Here is a 19,471-nt window from a genome sequence, read left to right on the forward strand (position 1 = left end):
GCTCGCGGCGCCGCGCTCCGTTCCGGAGCCGGCGCCGCCGGGCCCCGGCCGACACACGCCGAGGGTCTGCTTCAGCCCGCCCCGCCGGTTCCACCGGCGGCGCGCCGAGCCCGCCGACCACCCATGATATAGCCGGACCGCATGAAGGCCGGTAACTCGCCCGCGCGCGGCGCGCTCCTCTCGATCCTCCTGCTCGTCGCCTGCAGCGCCGGTCCACGGACCGCCGTGGTGCCGTCGCCGCCCAAGCCTGGCAGCGCGGCGCCGGGGACGACCTCGCCCGCGGCGACGACCGCGCCGCCCGAGGCGCCGGCGCGCGCCGAGTTCGACCCCGTGGCGCTGGGGATCACCGTGGACGGGGTGAAGCAGCTCTGCGATGACCGCCTGCGCGCGGCAGAGGCGCACCTCGACGCGATCAGGGCGCTCAAGGAAGCGCCGCCGGAGAAGCTCACGTACGCCGCGACGCTCGGGCGGTTCGACGGCGCGGCGCTCGAGGTGAACAGCGCGGGCGACTTCCCGTACCTGATGGGGGTCGCGCACCCCGACGCCGCCGTGCGAGAGGCCGCCAGGCTCTGCGAGCCGAAGGTGGACAGGTTCACGACCGCGATGTGGCTGGACGCCGATCTCGCCGGCGTCATCAAGGCGTACGCCGAGAAGAGCGAGACGCGCGAGACGCTCCAGGGAGAGCGGGCCCGGCTCCTCTCCGACGTGCTGCGCGACTTCCGCCGCAACGGGCTGTCGCTGCCGAAAGACCGGCAGCAACGCCTCCGCGATGTGAACGAGCAGATCACCCGGATCGGACAGGAGTTCATGTCGAACCTGTCCGCGTCGCTCGGCTCGATCGAGATCGCGCCCGCATCGCTCGATGGATTGCCCAAGGAGTACGTGGCGAAGCACCCGCCCAAGGCGAACGGCAAGGTCGAGATCACCACCGACTACCCCGACTTCTTCCCGTTCGTGACCTACGCGAAGGACCGCAAGGCCGCGCTCGACCTCTACGTGCTGTTCACGAACCGCGGCGGCGAGAAGAACGTGAAGCTGCTCGAGCGCCTGCTCGCGCTCCGCTCGGAGAAGGCGAAGATGCTCGGCTACAAGAGCTGGGCCGACTACGCCATCGAGCCGCGGATGGCGAAGACGAGCGGCGCCGTGCGCGGCTTCCTCGACCAGGTTCGGGCCGCGCTGAAGGAGCCCGCGAAGGCCGAGTTCGCCGAGCTCATGAAGGAGCACGTGCGGCTCGGGGGCAAGCCGCGCGACAAGCTGCCGCCGTCGGAGCGCTACTTCCTCGAAGACCGGGTCCGCGCGTCCAGGTACCAGTTCAACTCGCAGGCGCTCTCGGACTACCTCGAGATCGGCGCGGTGAGGCAGGGGCTCATGGACATCACCGCGCGGATGTACGGCCTGGAGTACAGGGAGGTCCCCGCGAACGCCTGGCACCCCGACGTGACCGCGTACGAGGTGCGCTCCGAGGGCAAGGTGATCGGAAAGTTCTACCTCGACCTCTACAGCAGGCCCGACAAGTACAAGCACGCGGCGATGTTCTCGGTGCGGACGGCGAAGCTGCTCGACGACGGGTCGTGGCAGACCCCGATCGCGGCGCTCGAGTGCAACTTCCCGAAGCCGGGGGCGCAGCCGGCGCTCATGTCCCACGAGGACGTGGTGACGTTCTTCCACGAGTTCGGGCACGTGCTGCACCACCTGCTGACGCGCTCGGAGCTCGCCTCCTACTCGGGGACGGCGACCGTGCGCGATTTCGTGGAAGCGCCGAGCCAGATGTTCGAGGAGTGGGCGTGGTCGCGCGACGTGCTCGATCTGTTCGCGAAGCACCACGCGACCGGCGAGAAGATCCCGGACGATCTGTTCCAGGCCATGACGCGCGCGCGGGGCTTCGGGCGAGCGCTCGCGACGCAGCGGCAGCTCACCCTCGCGTCGATCGATCTGGAGCTCCACGCGCGCGACCCGGGCTTCGACACGACCGTGGTCGTCGAACAAGCGCAGCGCGCGAACGAGTCGTTCGCCTTCGTGAAGGGGACGCACCTGCAGTCGAGCTTCGGGCACCTCATCACGTACGACGCGGGGTACTACGGCTACCAGTGGGCCCTCTCGCTCTCGCGCGATGTGCTCACCCGCTTCCAGCAGGAAGGCCTGCTGAACCCCGCGGTCGCGCGCGCCTTCCGCGACGAGGTGCTCGCCAAGGGGGGCGGCGTCGAAGCAGGAGATCTCGTCGCCCGCTTCCTCGGACGCCCGCCGAACCACGACGCGTACCTCGCCTACCTGCAGGGCAAGCGCTGAGCGCGCGAGGACGCGCGGCGCGCCGGCGCTGAGCGCGCGGCGGGCGCCACGGCTCGCTCGCGCGGCGAGCGCTAGGGCTGGATGGCGACGCCGAGCTCCTCGCGCAGGGCGTGGTGGGCGTCCGAGACGGTGAACGAGAGCAGGTCACCGATCTTCTCCTCCGCCGTCAGCACGCCCGGCACGTCCGCGCGCGACAGCGACGACGCCGCGACCGAGAGCTCGCCGGTCAAGAGGTAGCCGACGCGCGCAGCGCAGCGCTCCACCGAGCCAGCCCAGTGCGCGAGATCGAGCGGCGCGCGGATCTCGTAGAGCTCGAACACCGCCGCCTCCAGCGCGTCACGCTCGGGCTCCGTGAGCTCCTGGTCGAGCAGATGCATCAACGAGAGCACCGCGCCCTCGAGCTCGGCAGGAACGGGCTCCGAGGGGCGCGACAGCTTGACGGCCGCGGCCAGGCAAACGCCGAGCTCCTCGAGCGACGGGAAATGGAGGAGCAGCCGGTGCGGGCCGACGTGGTACGCGACGTGGCTGCCCACCAGGAACGCGAGCTCGGCGGCCGTCCGCCCGCGGAGCGCCTCGCCGCCGACGAGGACGCTCGGCTCGCCCACCGGCACCGCGGCGACCCCGATCTGCGCGTCCTTGAGGAAGTAGATCGCCGGCGTGGCGATCCCGAGACACCGGCTCGCCCACGCGAACAGGCGCACCACGCCCGCCGCGCTCCGCTCCGCGTCGGCGCGCGCGGCCGGATCGAGCCGGGGGAGCTTCTTCTCCCGCGCCCGCTGCGCGAGCCGGGCGCGGATCGCCGCGTCGGCGACCGACGCGAGGACCTCCTCGAGCGCGCGATCGCGATCTCCCGCGCGCAGGAGCTCCCACGCCCCGGCGCTCAAGCCGCGTTCGGGCTGGACCAGGCCCGCCGGCCGGTGCTCCTCGAAGAGGAAGCGCTCCCGCGCCTCCGCGGCGCCCAGGTACACGGCCACGCTCGCCGCGGCCCAGGCCTGATCGGTGCGCCGCAGCTTCTGGAACGTGTCGAACAGGTCGTGGAACACCTGGACGTTCCCCGGATCGAGCACCGCCGCCGCCTGGAGGTGCGCCGCCGCGCGCTCGAACCGGCCAGCGCTTCGCGCGAGCGACGCCGCGCTGAGCCGCCCCGCGACGTCGTCCGGCCGCTCGGCCACCGCGCCCTCGAACGCCTCCAGCGCGGAGCCGGGATCCTCGAGGTGATCGCGGAAGAGCAGGCCGAGGCGGCGGCACAGCTCCCAGACGACGTCGCTGCGCGTGCGCGGGTCGGCGATGCGCTGCGCGCGGTCGAGCATGCGCCGGTACGCGAGCTCCAGCTCGCCCCACTCCTGCCGCGCCGAGAGGAGGATCGCGATGAGCGCGAGCGGATCGAGCAGCGTGGGATCGGCGTCGAGCGCGCGCTCCAGCAGGTCGATGCCGGCCTGCTCCCGCGTGACCTCGGTCAACGTCGCGCGGGCCTCGCCCTGGATCGCCGCGCGCGCGAGCTCCAGGAGCGAGACCGCCCGCTGCCGCGGATCCTTCACGAGCTCGACGAGATCGCGGCGCGCGTCGATCGACGCCTGGACGTCGCCGGCCTCCTCGTAGAGCCGGCCCAGGCTGCGCAGCACGGAGGGCTCGCCGGGGCGGAGCTCCCGTGCCCGCTCCAGGAGCTCCCGCGCCCGGTCCGTGTCCCCGGCGATGATCTCCCAGCGCTCGGCGGACTGGACGAGCAGCCCGAGGCGGTCTGCGTCACCCTCGATCCGCGAGAGGAGCCGCTCCTCGGCGGTGCGCAGCCCGGCGAAGTCGCGCGCGGCGAGGTGCACCTCGACCAGCGCCTCGAGGGAAGGGCGGTGCTCGGGCGCAAGCGCGAGCGCCTTCTCGAAGCCCTCGATCGCCTCGCGGTGCCGCTCCTGACGCCACCTCACGTGCGCGATGCGCGCGTACACCGCCGCGCGCGCGTCCCGCTGCGCGGTGCCCACGAGCGCGAGCGCCTTCTTGTAGGCCGTGAGCGCTCCCTCCAGGTCCGACGCGGCGATGAGCGTGTCGCCGAGCGCGAGGTACTGGTCGACCGGGTTGTCCGGCGCCGGCGCGGGCGTGGTGGCGGCGTGCTCCCCGCCCGCGGCGTCGGGCGACGCGGTCGCGGGGTCCTCCGCCGGCACCTCGCCGGGGACGCCGCCGCGCGGGACGAGCACGAAGAACGAGCCCCGCCCCTGGCCGCGCGCGAAGCACGGGATGGCGCCGGCGAGCTCGGGGTTCTCCTGGACGCGGCGAACGATCGCGCCGGCGGTGAGGCCGCGCTCCGGCTCGGCCTCGTCGAGGTGCTCGACGAAGGCGCGGGTGAGCACCGACGGCAGGTCCGCGTCGAGCGAGCCGATCGGGTGGGCCGCGGCGAGCAGCTCGATGCCCGTCTCGGCGGACGCCACCGCCCGCTCCGCCGCGGCGACGACGGCGCGAGAGGTCGCGCCGGGGGCGTGATGGCACTCGACGACGAAGAGCACCTCGCCGCGCGCGCGATCGCGGAACACCGCGGCGACGTCGCTCAGCGCGTCGCCCACGCCCGGGTTCTCGGGGTCGAGGCAGAGGAAGAGCTCCCCGTCCGGCGACAGCGCGACCGCGCTCGAGGCGTAAAAGAGGAGCAAGGTGGACGCCTCGTCGCGAGCGGCCTCGTCGGCGTCGACCAGGGTCTGCCTCGTCGCCGTGAGCTCGTCGAACATCGCGTCGAGCTGCTCGGCGAGATCCCGGCCTGGATCCACGTCGATCACCCGGAAGCCCGCGTCGTCCAGCGAGAGGCGGGCCCGGATGAGATCACCGTCGAGCGAGCCGGGAGCCGGTCGTTGATCGCGGTGCAAGCTCGGCGTGGCGACGATCGCCAGGCGCATCAGCCCGCCCTCTCCTCGTTGCATGCGCGCATGTAGGCGAGCAATCTACCCAGGGCCGCGTCCGAAGCGAAGCGAGTTGCCATCCTGCGCGCAACTCCGCCGCAGTAAGGTCCCCCGCAGAGACATCACTCCGGGAGAGAGCACCCATGAGCAAAGGCAGGGGTCGTTGGTGGACGGAAGCGCCCGGCAGCTCCGGAAGAGCGCGCGTCGCGTGGATCGCGCTCGCGTTCGCGTTCGCATCGGGCTGCGGCAGCGTGTGCGATGAGGCCGCTGAACACACGGAGGAGTGCGGCTACCAGGGCGGCGGCGTCTCGAGCGAGGCGTCGTGCGAGGGCGACGTCCGGTGCGCCTCGGAGTGCGCCGCGGAGGTGCCCTGCGGCGCGTTCGACGGGACGGACGCGGCCGCGTTCGAGGAGTACATGCGCTGCCTCGACACGTGCTGAGCCGCCGCGGCGCTCAGCAGGCGGCCCGGACGAGCGCGGCGCCGTCGGCCGGCCGCTCGTCGTCGGGGCCGATGCACCGCAGCGACAGCTCCTTCCAGGCGGGCAGCCCCTCGACGCCGAGCGCCTCGAGGCGCACGAGGACGTCCTCGAGCACGCGGCCGTAGCCGTAGACGTCGTCGCGCGGGTCGCTCGCGCGGCCGGCGAGCCGCTCCGGGGAGACGTAGCCCGGGCTGCCGCCGGCCGACGGCGCGCCGCGGGGCCTGGCCAGACCGAAATCGCTGAGCACGGGCTCGCCGAGGTTGCGCAGCAGCACGTTGGCCGGCTTGACGTCGGCGTGGACGTAGCCGCGCTCGTGGATGCGGGCGAGCGCGCGCGCGAGCGGCCGCGCCCACCGCGCAACCGGCGCGAGCGCCGCCGCGTCCCCGGCGCGAAGCACGTCCCGGACCGAGCCGCGCGCGATCCACTCGAGCGCGATCCACCCCTCGTCGGGGTCCGCGTCGAACACCCGCACGACGCCGGGGCCCGCGAGCGCCGCGGCGAGCCGCGCCTCGCGGGTGACGTGCGTCCGGTCCCCGCCGCGCGCGTGGTAGACCTTGAACCCGAGGCGACGGCCGAGCACCTCGTCCTCGGCCTCGTAGACGACCCCGGCGCCGCCGCGCGCCACCTCGCGGAGCAGGCGGAACGGGGTCCTGGCCGCCGAGGGCGCGACCACCGTCACGTCCTCCACCCGCGCCGCCGCGGGCCGCTCCGCGCCGAGCGCCGCGCGCCAGCGCTGGTGGCGCTCGCGCGCGCCGGGCGCGCCGATCTCCCGGACGAGCACCCGCTCGATCGCGCCGATCGCGCGCGGGAGCTGCCCCAGCGAGGCGTACAGGTCGGCCGCGAGGACGAGCCCTTCGGTCGAGGACACCGGCCGCGCGCGCGACGCGCCCCCGCGCTCCCGTGACGCCGCCGCGCCCTCGAGCACCGAGAGCGCGCCCAGCTCGTCGCCCCGGGCCGCGAGGAGATCGGCGCACGCGACCCGGACCGGATCCGGGAGCACCCGCTCCTCCATCGCCGCGACGAGGTGCGCCACCGCCTCGGCTTCCCGCAGCGTGCCGCGCGCGCGCCGGAGGACCGCGATCACCTCGTCCGTCGAGGGTCCGTCCCGCGCCCCGGCGCTCCGGAGGCGCGCGACGTCATCGACGCCGTCCTTGCGCGCCGGGCGCGCCGCCGCGCGCGGGGGCGCCGACCCCCTCGTCGCCTGCGCCGGGTCCGCGCGCTCGTCCGCGTCCGGTGAGCCCGGCGCCGCCCCGCCGCCCGCGTCCACCGCCGCGCCGCCGCCGGGCGTGGCGACGCCGAGCCGCTCCTTGAGCCGCCGCCACAGGCTCACGCCGGCCCGCCCTCCGCGCCGCCGTCGCGCCGCGTCGCCGGCGCCTGGGCCCCGGCGGGGATCCGGAAGACCGGTGTCCCGCCGCGCGACGCGGCGATCGCGTCGCCGGCGCAGAGCTCGACGGACGGGGCGAGCTGGTAGTCGCCGAGGAACGGCGGCGGCGCCCCCGGCGGCGTCTTCAGCGCGACGAACGACGAGGCGCCGGCCCGCTCGTGCCGGATTCGCCACGGTCCGACCGGCAGGTCGCCGAGCGGCACCACGAAGCGCTCGCCCGCGAGCTCCACCACGCAGCCCTGCCCGGTCCCGGGCGCGATCGCGCACGGCACCTCCCCGCCGAGCAGGATCCGCACCCCGCGGCCCACCGGCAGCGCCGCGGTGAGCCGCGCGCCCGCGAGCGTCGTGCCGTTGCGCGTCCCGAGATCCTCGACCTCGATGCCGGACGGGCCGCGCCGGATCCGCGCGTGCGTCCTGCTGACCGCGCGGGACGCGACCACGAGGGTCGCCTCGCCGCGGCCGATCGTGACCTCGTCGCCGAGCGCGCAGCGCAGGAGGGCGCCGCCGAGCTCGATCGTGAGGAGCGGCCCCGTGAGGAGCCGCGCGCGGATCGCGCGCAGCGCGTCCGTCACCCGCTCGCCATCGCGGCTGCCCCCGAGCCACGCATCCGCCACCGCGATCGCCTCGCGGCGCTCCGCCACCCGGTCGAGGTCGGCGATCTTCCGCAGCGCCGCGGCGAGCTCACGCTGGTCCCGCTCGGCCGTCATCGAGGCGCGGAGACGCTCCTCGAGCCGGTCGATCGCGCCCGCGGCGGCCAGGACGCGCGCCTCCGACTCGCTGTCGCCGACCAGGGCGTACGCGTCCGCCGCGCGCTCGAGCTCGCCCGCCGCCTCGAGCTCGCGCGCGACCGCGAGCACCTCGCTCCGCATGGCGCTCGCGCCCCGGGCGCGCACCAGGTCGAACGCGAGCAGCGCCTTGCGCCCGAGCGCCGCCCGCCGGAGCTCGGGGCTCTCCGCCGTCCGGGAAGCCGTGGCGCAGAAGGCGATCCGCTTCTCGACGCTCCGCTCGGCGTCGGCGCGGAGGAGGAGGACCCGGGCCGCGTCGTCGGGCATGCCCGCCTCGACGTACAGCTCCACTGCCCCCGCGAGGTCGCCGGCGAGCTCCTTGGCCTCTGCCGCCCTGCGTCGGCTGTCCCCCCGCCTGAGCCCGAACCACTCAAAGAGACTCACGCAGCGCCATCCTCACCATCCGACATCCTACCCTTGATGCGCGTCCGCCCCAACCGCCAGCGTTGACTCTCCTCCTCGCTACCCGCAGGATTTGCGGCCTCGATGTCGACAACCAACCGCCTCGGCGAGCTGCTGGTCCGCGAAAAGCTCATCAGCCTCCAGCAGCTCAGGCAAGCCCAAGAAGAGCAGCGCAAGACCGGTCAGAACCTCGGCTACGCGCTCGCCAAGCTCGGGTACATCTCCGACGGGGAGATCACGAGCTTCCTCTCGACGCAGTACCGCGTCCCGGCCGTCGCCCTCGACGAGTACGAGATCGACGCGGAGGTCTCGCGCCTCGTCTCGCGGGAGGTCTGCGAGAAGCACAAGATCATCCCGATCTCCCGCTCGGGGACGGCGCTCGTCGTCGCGATGGCCGATCCGACGAACCTCCACGCCATCGACGACATCAAGTTCCTCACGGGCTTCAACGTCGAGCCCGTCGTCGCGTCGGAGACGGGCATCACCGAGGCGATCGAGCGCGCCTACAACGTCGGGCCCTCGTACGACGAGGTGCTGAGCGAGTTCGGCGAGGAGGAGGTCGGCTTCCAGGTCGAGGCCGACGACGTGAACGTCCTCGAGCTGGAGAAGGCCGCCGAGGGCGCCCCCGTGGTCCGGCTCGTCAACGCGATCCTCCTGAACGCCATCAAGAAGGGCGCGAGCGACATCCACGTCGAGCCGTACGAGAAGAAGCTCCGCGTGCGCTACCGCATCGACGGCGTGCTGATGGAGGAGATGCAGCCGCCGATCAAGCTGAAGAACGCGATCGCGAGCCGCCTCAAGATCATGAGCTCGCTCGACATCGCCGAGCGGCGGCTCCCGCAGGACGGCCGCATCAAGCTGAAGATGGGCAGGGGCCGGGAGATGGACTTCCGCGTCTCCGTGCTGCCGACGATCTGGGGCGAGAAGATCGTCCTCCGCCTGCTCGACAAGTCGAACCTCCAGCTCGACATGGCGAAGCTCGGCTTCGACCCGAAGCCGCTCGCGGACTTCAAGTGGGCGATCGGCCAGCCGTGGGGCATGGTCCTCGTCACCGGCCCGACCGGCTCCGGCAAGACGACGACGCTCTACTCGGCGCTCTCGGAGCTCAACCAGACCGGCTCGAACATCAGCACCGCCGAGGATCCCGTCGAGTACAACCTGCACGGCATCAACCAGGTGCAGATGCACGACGAGATCGGGCTGAACTTCGCGATGTCGCTGCGGTCCTTCCTCCGGCAGGACCCGGACATCATCATGGTCGGCGAGATCCGCGACTTCGAGACGGCCGAGATCGCCGTCAAGGCGGCGCTCACCGGCCACCTCGTGCTCTCGACGCTGCACACGAACGACGCGCCGTCGACGATCTCGCGCCTCCTCAACATGGGCGTGGAGCCGTTCCTCATCACAGCCAGCGTGAACCTCGTGCTCGCCCAGCGCCTCGCGCGCAAGATCTGCCCCGACTGCCGCGTCCCGCTGCGCGTGGACCCGAGGGTGCTCCTCGACTTCGGCTTCACCGAGCAGCAGGTCGCGCGCGCGGACCTCGTGCGCGGCGCGGGCTGCAAGACGTGCAACGGCTCGGGCTACAAGGGTCGCGTCGCGCTCTACGAGGTCATGCGCTTCACGGACGCGCTGAAGGAGATGGTCCTCCAGGGCGCGTCCACGGCCGAGCTCAAGGCCGCGGCCATCAAGGGCGGGATGCTGACCCTCCGGATGAGCGGGATCGAGAAGGTGCTCGCGGGCGTCACCACGACCGAGGAGGTCGGCCGCGTGACGATGGGGGACTGAGCGCATGACGACCGAGCTCGTCGGACAGCAGGAGGGCCTCCGGTACACGCTCCAGCAGCTCCTCCGCGCGATGGTGGAGAAGGGCGCGAGCGACATGCACATCACGAGCGGCACGCCGCCGCTCCTGCGCATCGACGGCACCGTCGTGCCGCTGAAGCTCCCGCCGCTCATGCCGAGCGACACGAAGCAGCTCTGCTACTCGGTGCTGAGCGAGGAGCAGGTCGCGCAGTTCGAGCAGCGCAACGAGCTCGATCTGTCGTTCGGCATGAAGGGGCTCGCCCGCTTCCGCGCCAACATCTACATGCAGCGCGGCGCCGTCGCGGCCGCCTTCCGGCAGATCCCCTTCCGGATCATGAACTTCGACGAGCTCGGCCTGCCGCCGATCGTGCTCGACATCGCCTCCAAGCCCCGCGGCCTCGTGCTCGTGACCGGCCCGACCGGCTCGGGCAAGACGACGACGCTCGCGAGCATCATCGACAAGATCAACTCCGAGCAGCGGCTCCACATCCTCACGATCGAGGATCCGATCGAGTACCTGCACCCGCACAAGCTCTCGCTGGTGAACCAGCGCGAGATCGGCTCCGACACGGCGTCGTTCAAGGACGCCCTGCGCTACGCCCTTCGTCAGGATCCGGACGTGGTGCTGGTCGGCGAGATGCGCGACCTCGAGACCGTCGAGTCGGCGCTGACGATCGCCGAGACCGGCCACCTCGTGTTCGCCACGCTCCACACGAACTCGGCGATCTCGACGATCAACCGCATCATCGACGTCTTTCCGCCGCACCAGCAGTCGCAGGTGCGCCAGCAGCTCTCGTTCACGCTCGTCGCCGTGATGACCCAGCTCCTCCTGCCGCGCGCGAACGGGCCGGGGCGCGTCATGGCGATGGAGGTCATGATCCCGAACGCGGCGATCCGGAACCTCATCCGCGAGGACAAGCTCCACCAGATCTACTCGCAGATGCAGATGGGCCAGGCTGGCAGCGGGATGCAGACGATGGCCCAGTCGCTCGTGTCGCTCTACCAGCGCCGGATGATCACGCTGGAGGAGGCGTTCGCCGCCGCCGCGGACGGAGACGAGATCCGGGCGATGCTCGAGCCCCGCCAGGCGATGAGCTCGCGGAGCAACCTCGCGAAGCAGCCCTGATCGAGGCCCCCTGCCCTTCGGTTCACCCTGCACGCTCGACCCGCCCTGGGGCTCACCGCGCGGCGCCCTCCCGGACGACGCGATCGCCCGCAGAGCCCGCCCAGGTGCCCGGAAAACCCCAGCGAAATTGGGGCTGTGGAGAGGGGGCTCCACACTTTTTTGACATCTACCCAACCGTTCAGTAGGTTCCGCCCGATGCAGGGGCTCACCGAGCGACAACAGCAGGTGCTTCACTATATCCGGCAGTCGATCAGCGAGCGCGGGTACCCGCCGACGCTGCGCGAGATCGGCGCGCATATGGGGATCCGTTCGACGAACGGGGTGAACGATCACCTCCGGGCGCTCGAGCGCAAGGGCTACCTCACGCGCGAGGACATGAAGTCGCGTGCCCTCCGCCCGCGCGACCTGGACGGCGGCGGCGCGAACGGTGGCGCCGAGCTCCGCAGCGCGCTCGTGGGCGGCGGCAACGACGCTCCTGCGAATGACCAGGAGGACGACCTCGTCGAGATCGCCGTCGTCGGCCGCATCGCCGCGGGTCTGCCGATCCTGGCCGAGGAGCATGTCCTCGATACGGTCCGGATCGAGCGGACGCTCGTGCGCGGCGGGCGCGAGGTGTTCGGCCTGCGCGTCACGGGCGACTCGATGATCGAGGCGGGCATCTTCAGCGGCGACTACATCTTCGTGCGCCGGCAGCTGACCGCGCAGCGCGGCGACATCGTGGTCGCGCTGATCGGCGACGAGGCGACCGTGAAGTACTTCTTCCCCGAGAAGGACTACGTGCGCTTCCAGCCCGCGAACGCGGCGATGGCGCCGATCCTGGTCCGGGCCAGCGACTTCAAGCCGGCGATGCTCCTCGGCGTGGTCGTCGGCGTCTACCGGAAGCTCTAACCTCCGTTTCCCTTCCCCGAGCCGGTTGACGCGCGCCGAGCGCCCTTGGTAGCGTCGCGACGACCGGGCAGACGGTCCAAGGGGCCCGCTCCAGAAAGAACTGCGATCGTGACGACGCACGGGCGGCGATTCGGGACATGGATTTCAGGCGCGGGCATGGTGCTCGCGGCGGCTCTCACGAGCGGCTGCGGCGGTGCCATCTACGCGTTCACCGCGAACTCGGCCTCGAGCAAGCTCGAGACGGCGGAGGCGCTCGGCGCGGCGAAGTACGCGCCGTACGAGTACTACACCGCGCGAGAGCACCTCTGGAAGGCGCGCGAGGAGGCCGCGGCCGCCGACTACGGCGACGCGATCGACTTCGCTGACGTCGCGGAGGAGTACGCGGACAAGGCGATCACCCTGTCGAAGCAGGCGCACGAGGGCGCGGGTCGATGAGCATTCGAATGACGCGCCGTTCCTCGCGCCGCGCTCGTCGCGCCGGCCTCGTCGCCGTCGTGGCGTTCGCGGGGTCCGCCCTCTCGTGCGCGCAGGTGCCGGTGATGCGCGGCGACATCGAGGCGCTGAGCACCATCGCGAAGCAGGCGGAGCGCAACGGCGCGCTCCGCTGCGCGCCGCGCGAGCTCGCGATGGCGAAGTCGCACCTCTCGTTCGCCACGGTCGAGCTCGACCAGGGCTTCTTCGCCCGCGCGAAGGAGCACCTCGACATCGCGAAGGCGAACACGCACGCCGCGTACGACCTGTCGCCGCCGCAGAAGTGCGCCGAGCGCGGGTTCATCGAGGAGGCGCCGCCGCCCAAGCCCGGCGACTGCGATGGCGACGGGCTGCTCGATCCGCAGGACAAGAAGTGCCCCTGCGACGCCGAGACCTGGAACGGCTTCCAGGACGACGACGGCTGCCCGGACGACCCGGACACGGACGGCGACGGCCTCACCGACAGCAAGGACAGCTGCGTGCTCCTGCCGGAGGACAAGGACGGCTACCTCGACGAGGACGGCTGCCCCGAGCTCGACAACGATCTCGATACCGTCGCGGACCTGAACGACAAGGACAGCACGGGCAGGAACTGCGCGAACGATCCGGAGGATCCGGACGGCTACGAGGACGCCGACGGCTGCCCCGAGCCGGACAACGACCAGGACACGGTGGTCGATCTCGAGGACCAGTGCCCGAACGAGCCGGGCGTGGTCGGCGGGGACAAGCCGGGCTGCCCGAAGAAGCCGAGCCTGGTCATCGTCACCGAGAAGGAGATCAAGATCACGCAGCAGATCCACTTCGAGTTCGACAGGGACAAGATCCGGCCCGAGAGCTTCCCGATCCTCGACGCCGTGGTGGAGGTCCTCCAGCAGAACCCGAAGATCAAGATCGAGATCCAGGGGCACACGGACAACAAGGGCGCCGCGGCGTACAACAAGAAGCTGTCGGATCGGCGCGCTGCGTCGGTGAAGAAGTACCTGGTGGCCAAGGGGATCGAAGAGTCCCGGCTGACGTCCGTGGGGTACGGGATGGAGCGGCCGATCGTGCCGAACACGTCCGATCAGAACCGCGCTCTGAACCGGCGCGTGCAGTTCGTCCGCACGGAGGCGGCCCCGGCCCCCGCGCAGTAGTCAAGCATCCGCGAACAGGCCGCCCGGGCGTGCCGCGGTACGCCCGATCTCGACCGCGCAGTCCTGGAGCCGCCCGCGGCTCCGCTCCTGACAGCAAGAGCCCGTCCCCAGCACTTCCTGGAGGTCTGAACCCGTGTTGTTTCGCCGTTCACGCCGCGCTCATCTCGCCTTCGCTCTGACGTCGCTGTTCGTCCTCGGCGCGCCGGCCGCGGCCAGCGCCGCCGGCGAAAAGGACGCGGAGGCGATGAAGCTGCACAACCAGGCGATGGACGAGGACTATCTCTCCGTCGAGTTCGACAAGGCGGAGAAGAAGCTCAGAGACGCCCTGAAGCGGTGCGAGAAGAACGCGTGCACGAGGCCGGTGGTCGGCAAGCTGCACATCGCGCTCGGCACGGTCTACGGCGGCGGCGGCAAGCTCGACCAGGCGAGAGCGGAGTTCGTGCTGGCGCTCCAGGCCGACCCGAAGGCGGCGCTCATCGACGCGCTGACGACGACCGAGCTGGCCCAGGCGTTCAAGGAGGCCCAGAAGGACGTGCAGTCCGGCGCCGGGAAGCCGGCCGCGGAGGACACGCCCGGCGCGAGCGGCGGGAAGCCGGCCAAGCAGGCGGCGGGCGACGTCCCGCACACGCCGGTGGCCGAGCAGGCGGTGAACACGCCGGTGCCGGTCTATGTCGAGATCCCGGAGGAGATCGACGCGGCCAAGGCGACGCTGCGGTACAGGCCGTTCGGCTCGCCGAAGTGGAAGTCGCTGGAGATGCCGCGCCTCGGGGACGGCTTCGGCGCCGAGATCCCGTGCGAGGATGTCACGACGACCGGCGACGTCCGGTATTTCGTGATCCTGAGGGATGAGGCGGGCGATCCGGTGGGCACGGCCGGCTCGATGCAGGCGCCTCACCGGGTGCCGATCAGAAACGAGATCGAGACGGCGCCCTCGTTGCCCGGCCAGGAGCCGCCGCAGCGGTGCGCCGCGAAGGAGGACTGCCCGCCTGGCCTGCCGGGCTGCCCCGAGGCCGGCGGCAAGCGCGGGGACAAGGGCTGGGGCTCGACCTGCGAGGAGACGGTGGAGTGCCAGTCCGGGCTCGTCTGCATGAACGGGACCTGCGAGCAGGGCGACGAGGGTGGTCGCGCCTCGGCGGGGTCGGGCAAGGGCAATCGCAACGTGATCGGCCTCTGGGGGGAGCTCGACCTTCTCCTCGTGCGCGGCACGGATTACGTGTGCTCTGGCAGCGACGCCGCCTACGCCTGCTTCTATCCGGGCACCGACGGCAAGCAGTTCTACGGCGAGCCGGCCGATCTCCCGGGCACGAATGGGGTCAAGGGGGGTCTGAGCCCCGCGGGCGGTCGCGTGATGCTGTCGTACGACCGCCAGATCTTCGCGGATCTGCCGTTGCTGGTGGGAGCACGGCTCGGGTTCGCCTTCGGCGGCTCGCCTTCGTCCACGAACGAGCCGCCGGCGTGGACGGGAGACGAGAAGCAGAACCCGCATCTCCAGGCGCTCAGCTTCCTGCCGATCCACGGGGAGCTTCGCGCCACGTATTTTTTCCTGGGAGATCGCATTGTCGAGAAAGGCGGATTTCGCCCCTATGCCTTCCTGTCGCCGATCGGCCTTGCCCAGGTGAACGCCTCGGTGCCGGTGGACGTGTGCGACCGCCGCAACGAGGACGGATCGCTGCAGGACGGCAACGGCAGCAACCGGTGCCCGACGGACACGCGTTTCGTCGAGGACCTCGACGCCTTCCAGATCACGGGTCGGAACTTCTCGGGCTTCGGCGCTGGTGTGGTCTACGGCATCACCCCGAACCTGGGTGTGTCTGCCGAGGTGAAGGTCATGCTGATGTGGCCCACCCTGGGCCTCGTCTTCGCACCGACCATCGGCCCCGTCTTCGCCCTCTAGCCCCCGCCGTCCCCCTCCAGCACGCCCGGCTCCCTCCCCGCGGCAGCGCGATGCGCCCGCGCAGGAGACGAGCCCAGTCCGGCGTTCTCGACGCGCATGGCCGTCGAGCGCGCCTGTCCCCCATCTCTCCCCGCCACCACCCCTCCAGCGGTCGGCAGCGCGAGGCGCGCCCGCACAGGAGACGGGCCCAGATCGGCGTTTTCGGCGCGGAGGCGTACTCTCGTACGCCGAGCACCGAAAACGTCGAGATGGGCCCGTCTCCGCAGCGGGCGCCCCTCGCGCTAGAGGTCGAAGCGTTCGGAGCCGAGCAACTGGTAGAGCGCGTAGAGCGCGCCGGCGTCGTGGTGCTCGAAGCGGACGCCCGCGCGCGCTGGACGCCCCGCCGCCCCGCGGCGGATCCAGGCGATGCGGCCGCGGAGGCTCAGCGGATCCCACAGGTTCGGCGTGGCGACCTCGAGCATCACGGGCGCCTCGCGATCGAGGAGCTCCGACGCGAGCTGAGCCTCGGACAGCTCGATGCCGGCGCCGCCGAGACCGAGATCGCGGATGCGCACCCCGTGCTCCTCGATGGACTGCCGATCGCGCAGCGTCGCCCCAAGATCGACGCGTCGCCTCGCGTGAACGCGAAAGTGGTCCCGGACAGCCATCCCGGCGCATTCTCCAGTCGGCGCGAACATATCACGACAGACGCGCGCGGAAGCTCGTATCACCGCGCCCTCCATCGCGGGACGCGTGCGCGCTCGTGCGCGAGCGCTCGCGCACGAACAGCGTGCTCGCCCGGTGAAGCCCAAGGCTGCGTTCGGTAAAGCGACCGTCACGTGTTACCCTTTGGGCTTCGCGGCGAACCTTGGGTAACATGCGGACCACATCCGCAGGAGCGAGTCGCGAAGTAGACCGGAGTTCTACCCTGATGGCCCAGGACACACGCAAAGATCCGCGAGCGAGAGTGCTGCAGATGACCGTGCGCTACAAGAGCGCCACGGTCGACGAGTTCATCGAGCACCACTCGCATGACGTGAGCCGGGGCGGCATCTTCATCAAGACGCCGTCGCCCTTCCCCGCTGGCACGCTGCTCAAGTTCGAGATCCGGCTGCAGGACGAGCAGGCCGTCATCGCCGGCGTCGGTCGCGTCGTGTGGAAGCGCGAGCCCGCGCAGGCGAGCGACGTGCACCCGTCCGGCATGGGCGTGAAGTTCATCAAGATCGATGAGAAGTCCAAGGCCGTGATCACCCGGCTCGTCGACGCGCAGCAGGGCGCCGGGTCGGCGTTCGAGGCGGGCATCACCGACCGCTCCGATCTGGGCGACGAGGCGCAGGAGCCCGTGGCGGCGCCCGCCCCCGCGCCCGCGCCGCAGGCGGAGCCCGCGGCCGCAAAGGCCGCGCAGGTGAAGCGGGCGTCGACGATGCTCGGGCTGGGCGCGATCGGGGCGAGCCCGAAGGGCGACGCGGGCAAGAGCGAGGCGATGAAGAAGGGCGACCTCGTCGAGGCGGGAGGCAGCTTCTTCCCGCAGACGAACCCCGAGAAGGAGATGCCGCCGCCCGACGAGCGGACGATGATGAAGCAGGCGGCCGAGCTGCTGAAGCAGGCGCTCGCGGAGGCCGGCGGGTCGCTGGAAGAGATCGGCGCGTCCAAGGAGCCGCTCATCGCCACGCCGCCGAAGAAGGTCGAACCCGAGCCCGCGCCGGCGCCGAAGGAGGAGCGGGTGAAGCCGCTGGCCGAGCCGGCGGCCATGCCGGTCGCGGCGGTCGCCCAGCTGGCGAACGAGCGGGAAGCGCGGGAGGACGTGCCCGCAGCCGAGGCGAGGCCGGCGAAGGTCGCGGCAGCCAAGAGGCAGGCGGAGGTGGCGCCCGTCGAGGAGCCGCCCGCCAGGCCTGCGCGCCAGGAAGCCAGGGCGGTCGAGGAGCCGGCCAAGACGAAGCCGGCGGCGGCCGCGGCGAAGCCGAAGGACGAGAAGGCGGTCGCCGCGAAGGCCGCAGCGACGGGCAAGGCCCCGCTTGCGCAGGAAGAGGAGAGCAGCGGCACCGGGCGGCTGCTCACGATCCTGCTGGTCGCGGCGGCGCTCTGCGGTGCGCTCTGGCTCGTCTTCGGGCAGAGCGACCCCAAGCCGGCCGCGCCCACGCCGGCCGCGCCGACCACGCCGGAGCAGCCCGCGGCGGCGCCGGAGGAGAAGCCTCAGCCGACCCAGACCGCGCCCGCGGCGACGGACACGGCCCCGCCGGCCGCGACAACGACGGCCACGGCGACCGCGACCGCGACCGTCGAGGCGCCGAAGGCGACGGCCGAGCCCGTGGCGCCCACCACGGCAACGGCGGAGCCCGCAGCGCCCACGGCGACGGCGGAGCCCGCAGCGCCGAAGGCGACGGCCGAGCCGGCAGCGCCGAAGGCGACGGCCGAGCCGGCAGCGCCCAAGCCGGCGACGCCGAGGCCGAGGCCGGCGGCCCCCAGGCCGCCGAAGAACGACGATCCCTACGGTTGATGGCCAGGGCACACGTTCCCAGCGGGAGAGGTCGCTGCGATGAGCGGCTCGGGAAGTCACGCCGGTGAGTCAGGGTTGAACCGCCCCAAGACGGCCGCCTCGCTGGCCGCGCTCGGCCTGCTGGCCGCGACGGCCCTCGTCTGCGGCGCGGTCGTGCTGCGGAACCCCGCGGACGTGGCGACGCTCGAGCGGGGCGCCGTCGTGACGCGGAGGCCTGCGGCGCCCGCCGCGCTGAGCAGCGGCGAGCGCGTCAAGCCGCCGTCGCCCGAGCCCACGACGACCGCATCCGCGGAGCCCGAGGTTCCCGCCAAGGCGGAGCCCGCCCGCGCGCAGCCCGAGGAGATCGAGGGCGCCTTGGCCGGGGGTAGCGCCGCGCTCGGCGCGCTCGCGCAGCGGTATCCGGAGGATCCGGCGGTCCTCCGGCCGCTCGCGCTCGCGCAGGGGCGCGAAAAGGCGGTAGCGGCCGCGCTGGTCACGGCGAAGCGGCTGTTCGAGATCGCTCCCGCGGAGGCCGGGAATGACGAGCTCAAGCAGCTCCTCCTGAGGGTCGCCAACGGCCCCCCGGACGTCGCCCTCACGGCGCTCGACCTGATGGCCAAGCACATGGGGAGCCGCGGTCCCGACCTGCTCTACGAGGTGATGACCGCGCCGAAGTTCGGCGACTGGATCAGGGACAACGCGAGCCGGCTGATGCTCGACAGCAGCGTGCGGCAACTCGCGACGCCCGCGCTGCTCGTCGCCGACGACCTGCGCCGGCTCACGGACTGCCCCACCAGGGCGCTGATCGCCAGGGCACGCGAGGAGGGCGATGTCCGCTCGCTGCACTACATCAAGTATTATCTCACCCCGCAACGCTGCGGGTCCCGGCGTCGCTGCATCAAATGTGGCTCCGTCGCCAAGGAGCTGCGCGCGGCGGCCAGCGTCATCGAGAAGCGCAAGAACGAGAAGCCGGCAGCTGCCCCGCCTGCGGCGAGCGCTGCGCCCTGAGGTCCCCCCCTCGGCAGCAAGCCCACGTCGCCGCTGCGTGAGGCGCGGACCTCGCCTCGCCGCTGCACACGGCCACCTCGACGCTGGCCTGGCCTCCGCTCTCACGGCCCGGAACCGCTGCACGTCGTGCGGCGGCGGGCATCACGCCGTCGCGTCCGAACAGGACTTCAGACGTCGACTCAGCTGCGTAACGTCTGACGGCACCGGCACGGCCACACGGGTGGCACGAGGCAACGGATCAGCTCGCCAGGAACGGGAATCGGGGTGGGCGCAGCAGGACTTGAACCTGCGACTTCGTCCGTGTGAAGGACGCACTCTACCGCTGAGTTATGCGCCCGATTCCAGCCGGTTGTCACCCGGCCGTTTCGGAAAGACGTGGCGCTTTTAACCCAGACATCGGCGTTCGACAAGAACAACTCGCTGTCGATGTCGAATTCTTCATGAGACCCCAGAAAACCGGGCCGCCGTGAGCCCTGCAGGC

At 72.0% G+C, this 19,471-nt stretch carries 14 protein-coding genes and 1 tRNA gene; 10 read left to right on the forward strand and 5 right to left on the reverse strand.

Annotated elements, in window-relative coordinates:
- Positions 1-141: 141 nt before the first annotated feature.
- Positions 142-2,286 carry a M3 family metallopeptidase gene (locus WME96_RS23325; protein ID WP_437283791.1) on the forward strand — a complete coding sequence of 715 codons (2,145 nt, stop codon included), beginning with the start codon at positions 142-144 and terminating at the stop codon, positions 2,284-2,286.
- Between the two features lie 71 nt (positions 2,287-2,357).
- On the opposite strand, the gene WME96_RS23330 is transcribed toward WME96_RS23325, so the two are convergent.
- Complete coding sequence (locus WME96_RS23330; RefSeq protein WP_437283792.1) at positions 2,358-5,183, reverse strand: tetratricopeptide repeat protein; 2,826 nt, start codon at positions 5,181-5,183, stop codon at positions 2,358-2,360.
- Between the two features lie 122 nt (positions 5,184-5,305).
- On the opposite strand from WME96_RS23330, the gene WME96_RS23335 reads away from it, so the two are divergent.
- A complete protein-coding gene (locus WME96_RS23335; RefSeq protein WP_437283793.1) occupies positions 5,306-5,602 on the forward strand; it encodes a hypothetical protein in 297 nt (98 codons plus the stop codon).
- Between the two features lie 13 nt (positions 5,603-5,615).
- On the opposite strand, the gene WME96_RS23340 is transcribed toward WME96_RS23335, so the two are convergent.
- Both WME96_RS23340 and WME96_RS23345 read right to left on the reverse strand, forming a co-directional pair.
- Complete coding sequence (locus WME96_RS23340) at positions 5,616-6,971, reverse strand: serine/threonine-protein kinase (protein WP_437283794.1); 1,356 nt, start codon at positions 6,969-6,971, stop codon at positions 5,616-5,618.
- Positions 6,968-8,194: an FHA domain-containing protein gene (locus WME96_RS23345; protein WP_437283795.1), complete on the reverse strand. Its 1,227-nt coding sequence runs from the start codon at positions 8,192-8,194 to the stop codon at positions 6,968-6,970. The genes WME96_RS23340 and WME96_RS23345 overlap by 4 nt, the downstream gene beginning before the upstream one ends.
- Before the next feature lie 102 nt (positions 8,195-8,296).
- Between WME96_RS23345 and pilB the strand changes: the two genes are divergently transcribed.
- The 6 genes from pilB to WME96_RS23375 all read left to right on the forward strand — a co-directional run bounded on the left by pilB (position 8,297) and on the right by WME96_RS23375 (position 15,527).
- Positions 8,297-9,997, forward strand: coding sequence for a type IV-A pilus assembly ATPase PilB (gene pilB / locus WME96_RS23350; RefSeq protein ID WP_437283796.1), 1,701 nt, complete (start codon positions 8,297-8,299; stop codon positions 9,995-9,997).
- Between the two features lie 4 nt (positions 9,998-10,001).
- On the forward strand, positions 10,002-11,141 hold the full coding sequence (locus tag WME96_RS23355) for a type IV pilus twitching motility protein PilT (protein ID WP_433926039.1): 1,140 nt from the start codon (positions 10,002-10,004) through the stop codon (positions 11,139-11,141).
- Between the two features lie 195 nt (positions 11,142-11,336).
- Positions 11,337-12,029: a transcriptional repressor LexA gene (gene lexA, locus WME96_RS23360; protein WP_061614804.1), complete on the forward strand. Its 693-nt coding sequence runs from the start codon at positions 11,337-11,339 to the stop codon at positions 12,027-12,029.
- Between the two features lie 108 nt (positions 12,030-12,137).
- On the forward strand, positions 12,138-12,464 hold the full coding sequence (locus WME96_RS23365; RefSeq protein WP_433926040.1) for a DUF4398 domain-containing protein: 327 nt from the start codon (positions 12,138-12,140) through the stop codon (positions 12,462-12,464).
- An 8-nt stretch (positions 12,465-12,472) separates the two neighbouring features.
- Positions 12,473-13,633 carry an OmpA family protein gene (locus tag WME96_RS23370; RefSeq protein WP_437283797.1) on the forward strand — a complete coding sequence of 387 codons (1,161 nt, stop codon included), beginning with the start codon at positions 12,473-12,475 and terminating at the stop codon, positions 13,631-13,633.
- A gap of 133 nt (positions 13,634-13,766) precedes the next feature.
- A complete protein-coding gene (locus WME96_RS23375; RefSeq protein ID WP_437283798.1) occupies positions 13,767-15,527 on the forward strand; it encodes a tetratricopeptide repeat protein in 1,761 nt (586 codons plus the stop codon).
- Between the two features lie 281 nt (positions 15,528-15,808).
- Here the strand turns inward: WME96_RS23375 and WME96_RS23380 are convergent, their stop codons facing one another.
- Entirely contained in the window at positions 15,809-16,174 is a 366-nt protein-coding gene (locus WME96_RS23380; RefSeq protein ID WP_437283799.1) for a PilZ domain-containing protein, read from the reverse strand.
- 263 nt (positions 16,175-16,437) lie between these two features.
- On the opposite strand from WME96_RS23380, the gene WME96_RS23385 reads away from it, so the two are divergent.
- Entirely contained in the window at positions 16,438-18,003 is a 1,566-nt protein-coding gene (locus WME96_RS23385) for a TIGR02266 family protein (protein WP_437283800.1), read from the forward strand.
- A gap of 75 nt (positions 18,004-18,078) precedes the next feature.
- The gene (locus tag WME96_RS23390; RefSeq protein ID WP_437283801.1) at positions 18,079-18,990 is read left to right on the forward strand and encodes a hypothetical protein; all 912 of its coding nucleotides are present in this window, start codon (positions 18,079-18,081) and stop codon (positions 18,988-18,990) included.
- A 265-nt stretch (positions 18,991-19,255) separates the two neighbouring features.
- Here the strand turns inward: WME96_RS23390 and WME96_RS23395 are convergent.
- Positions 19,256-19,327, reverse strand: a tRNA-Val gene (locus WME96_RS23395).
- Positions 19,328-19,471: the final 144 nt, after the last annotated feature.

The organism is Sorangium sp. So ce406 (assembly GCF_051474675.1).
In the GTDB taxonomy this organism is placed as follows: domain Bacteria; phylum Myxococcota_A; class Polyangia; order Polyangiales; family Polyangiaceae; genus Sorangium; species Sorangium cellulosum_G.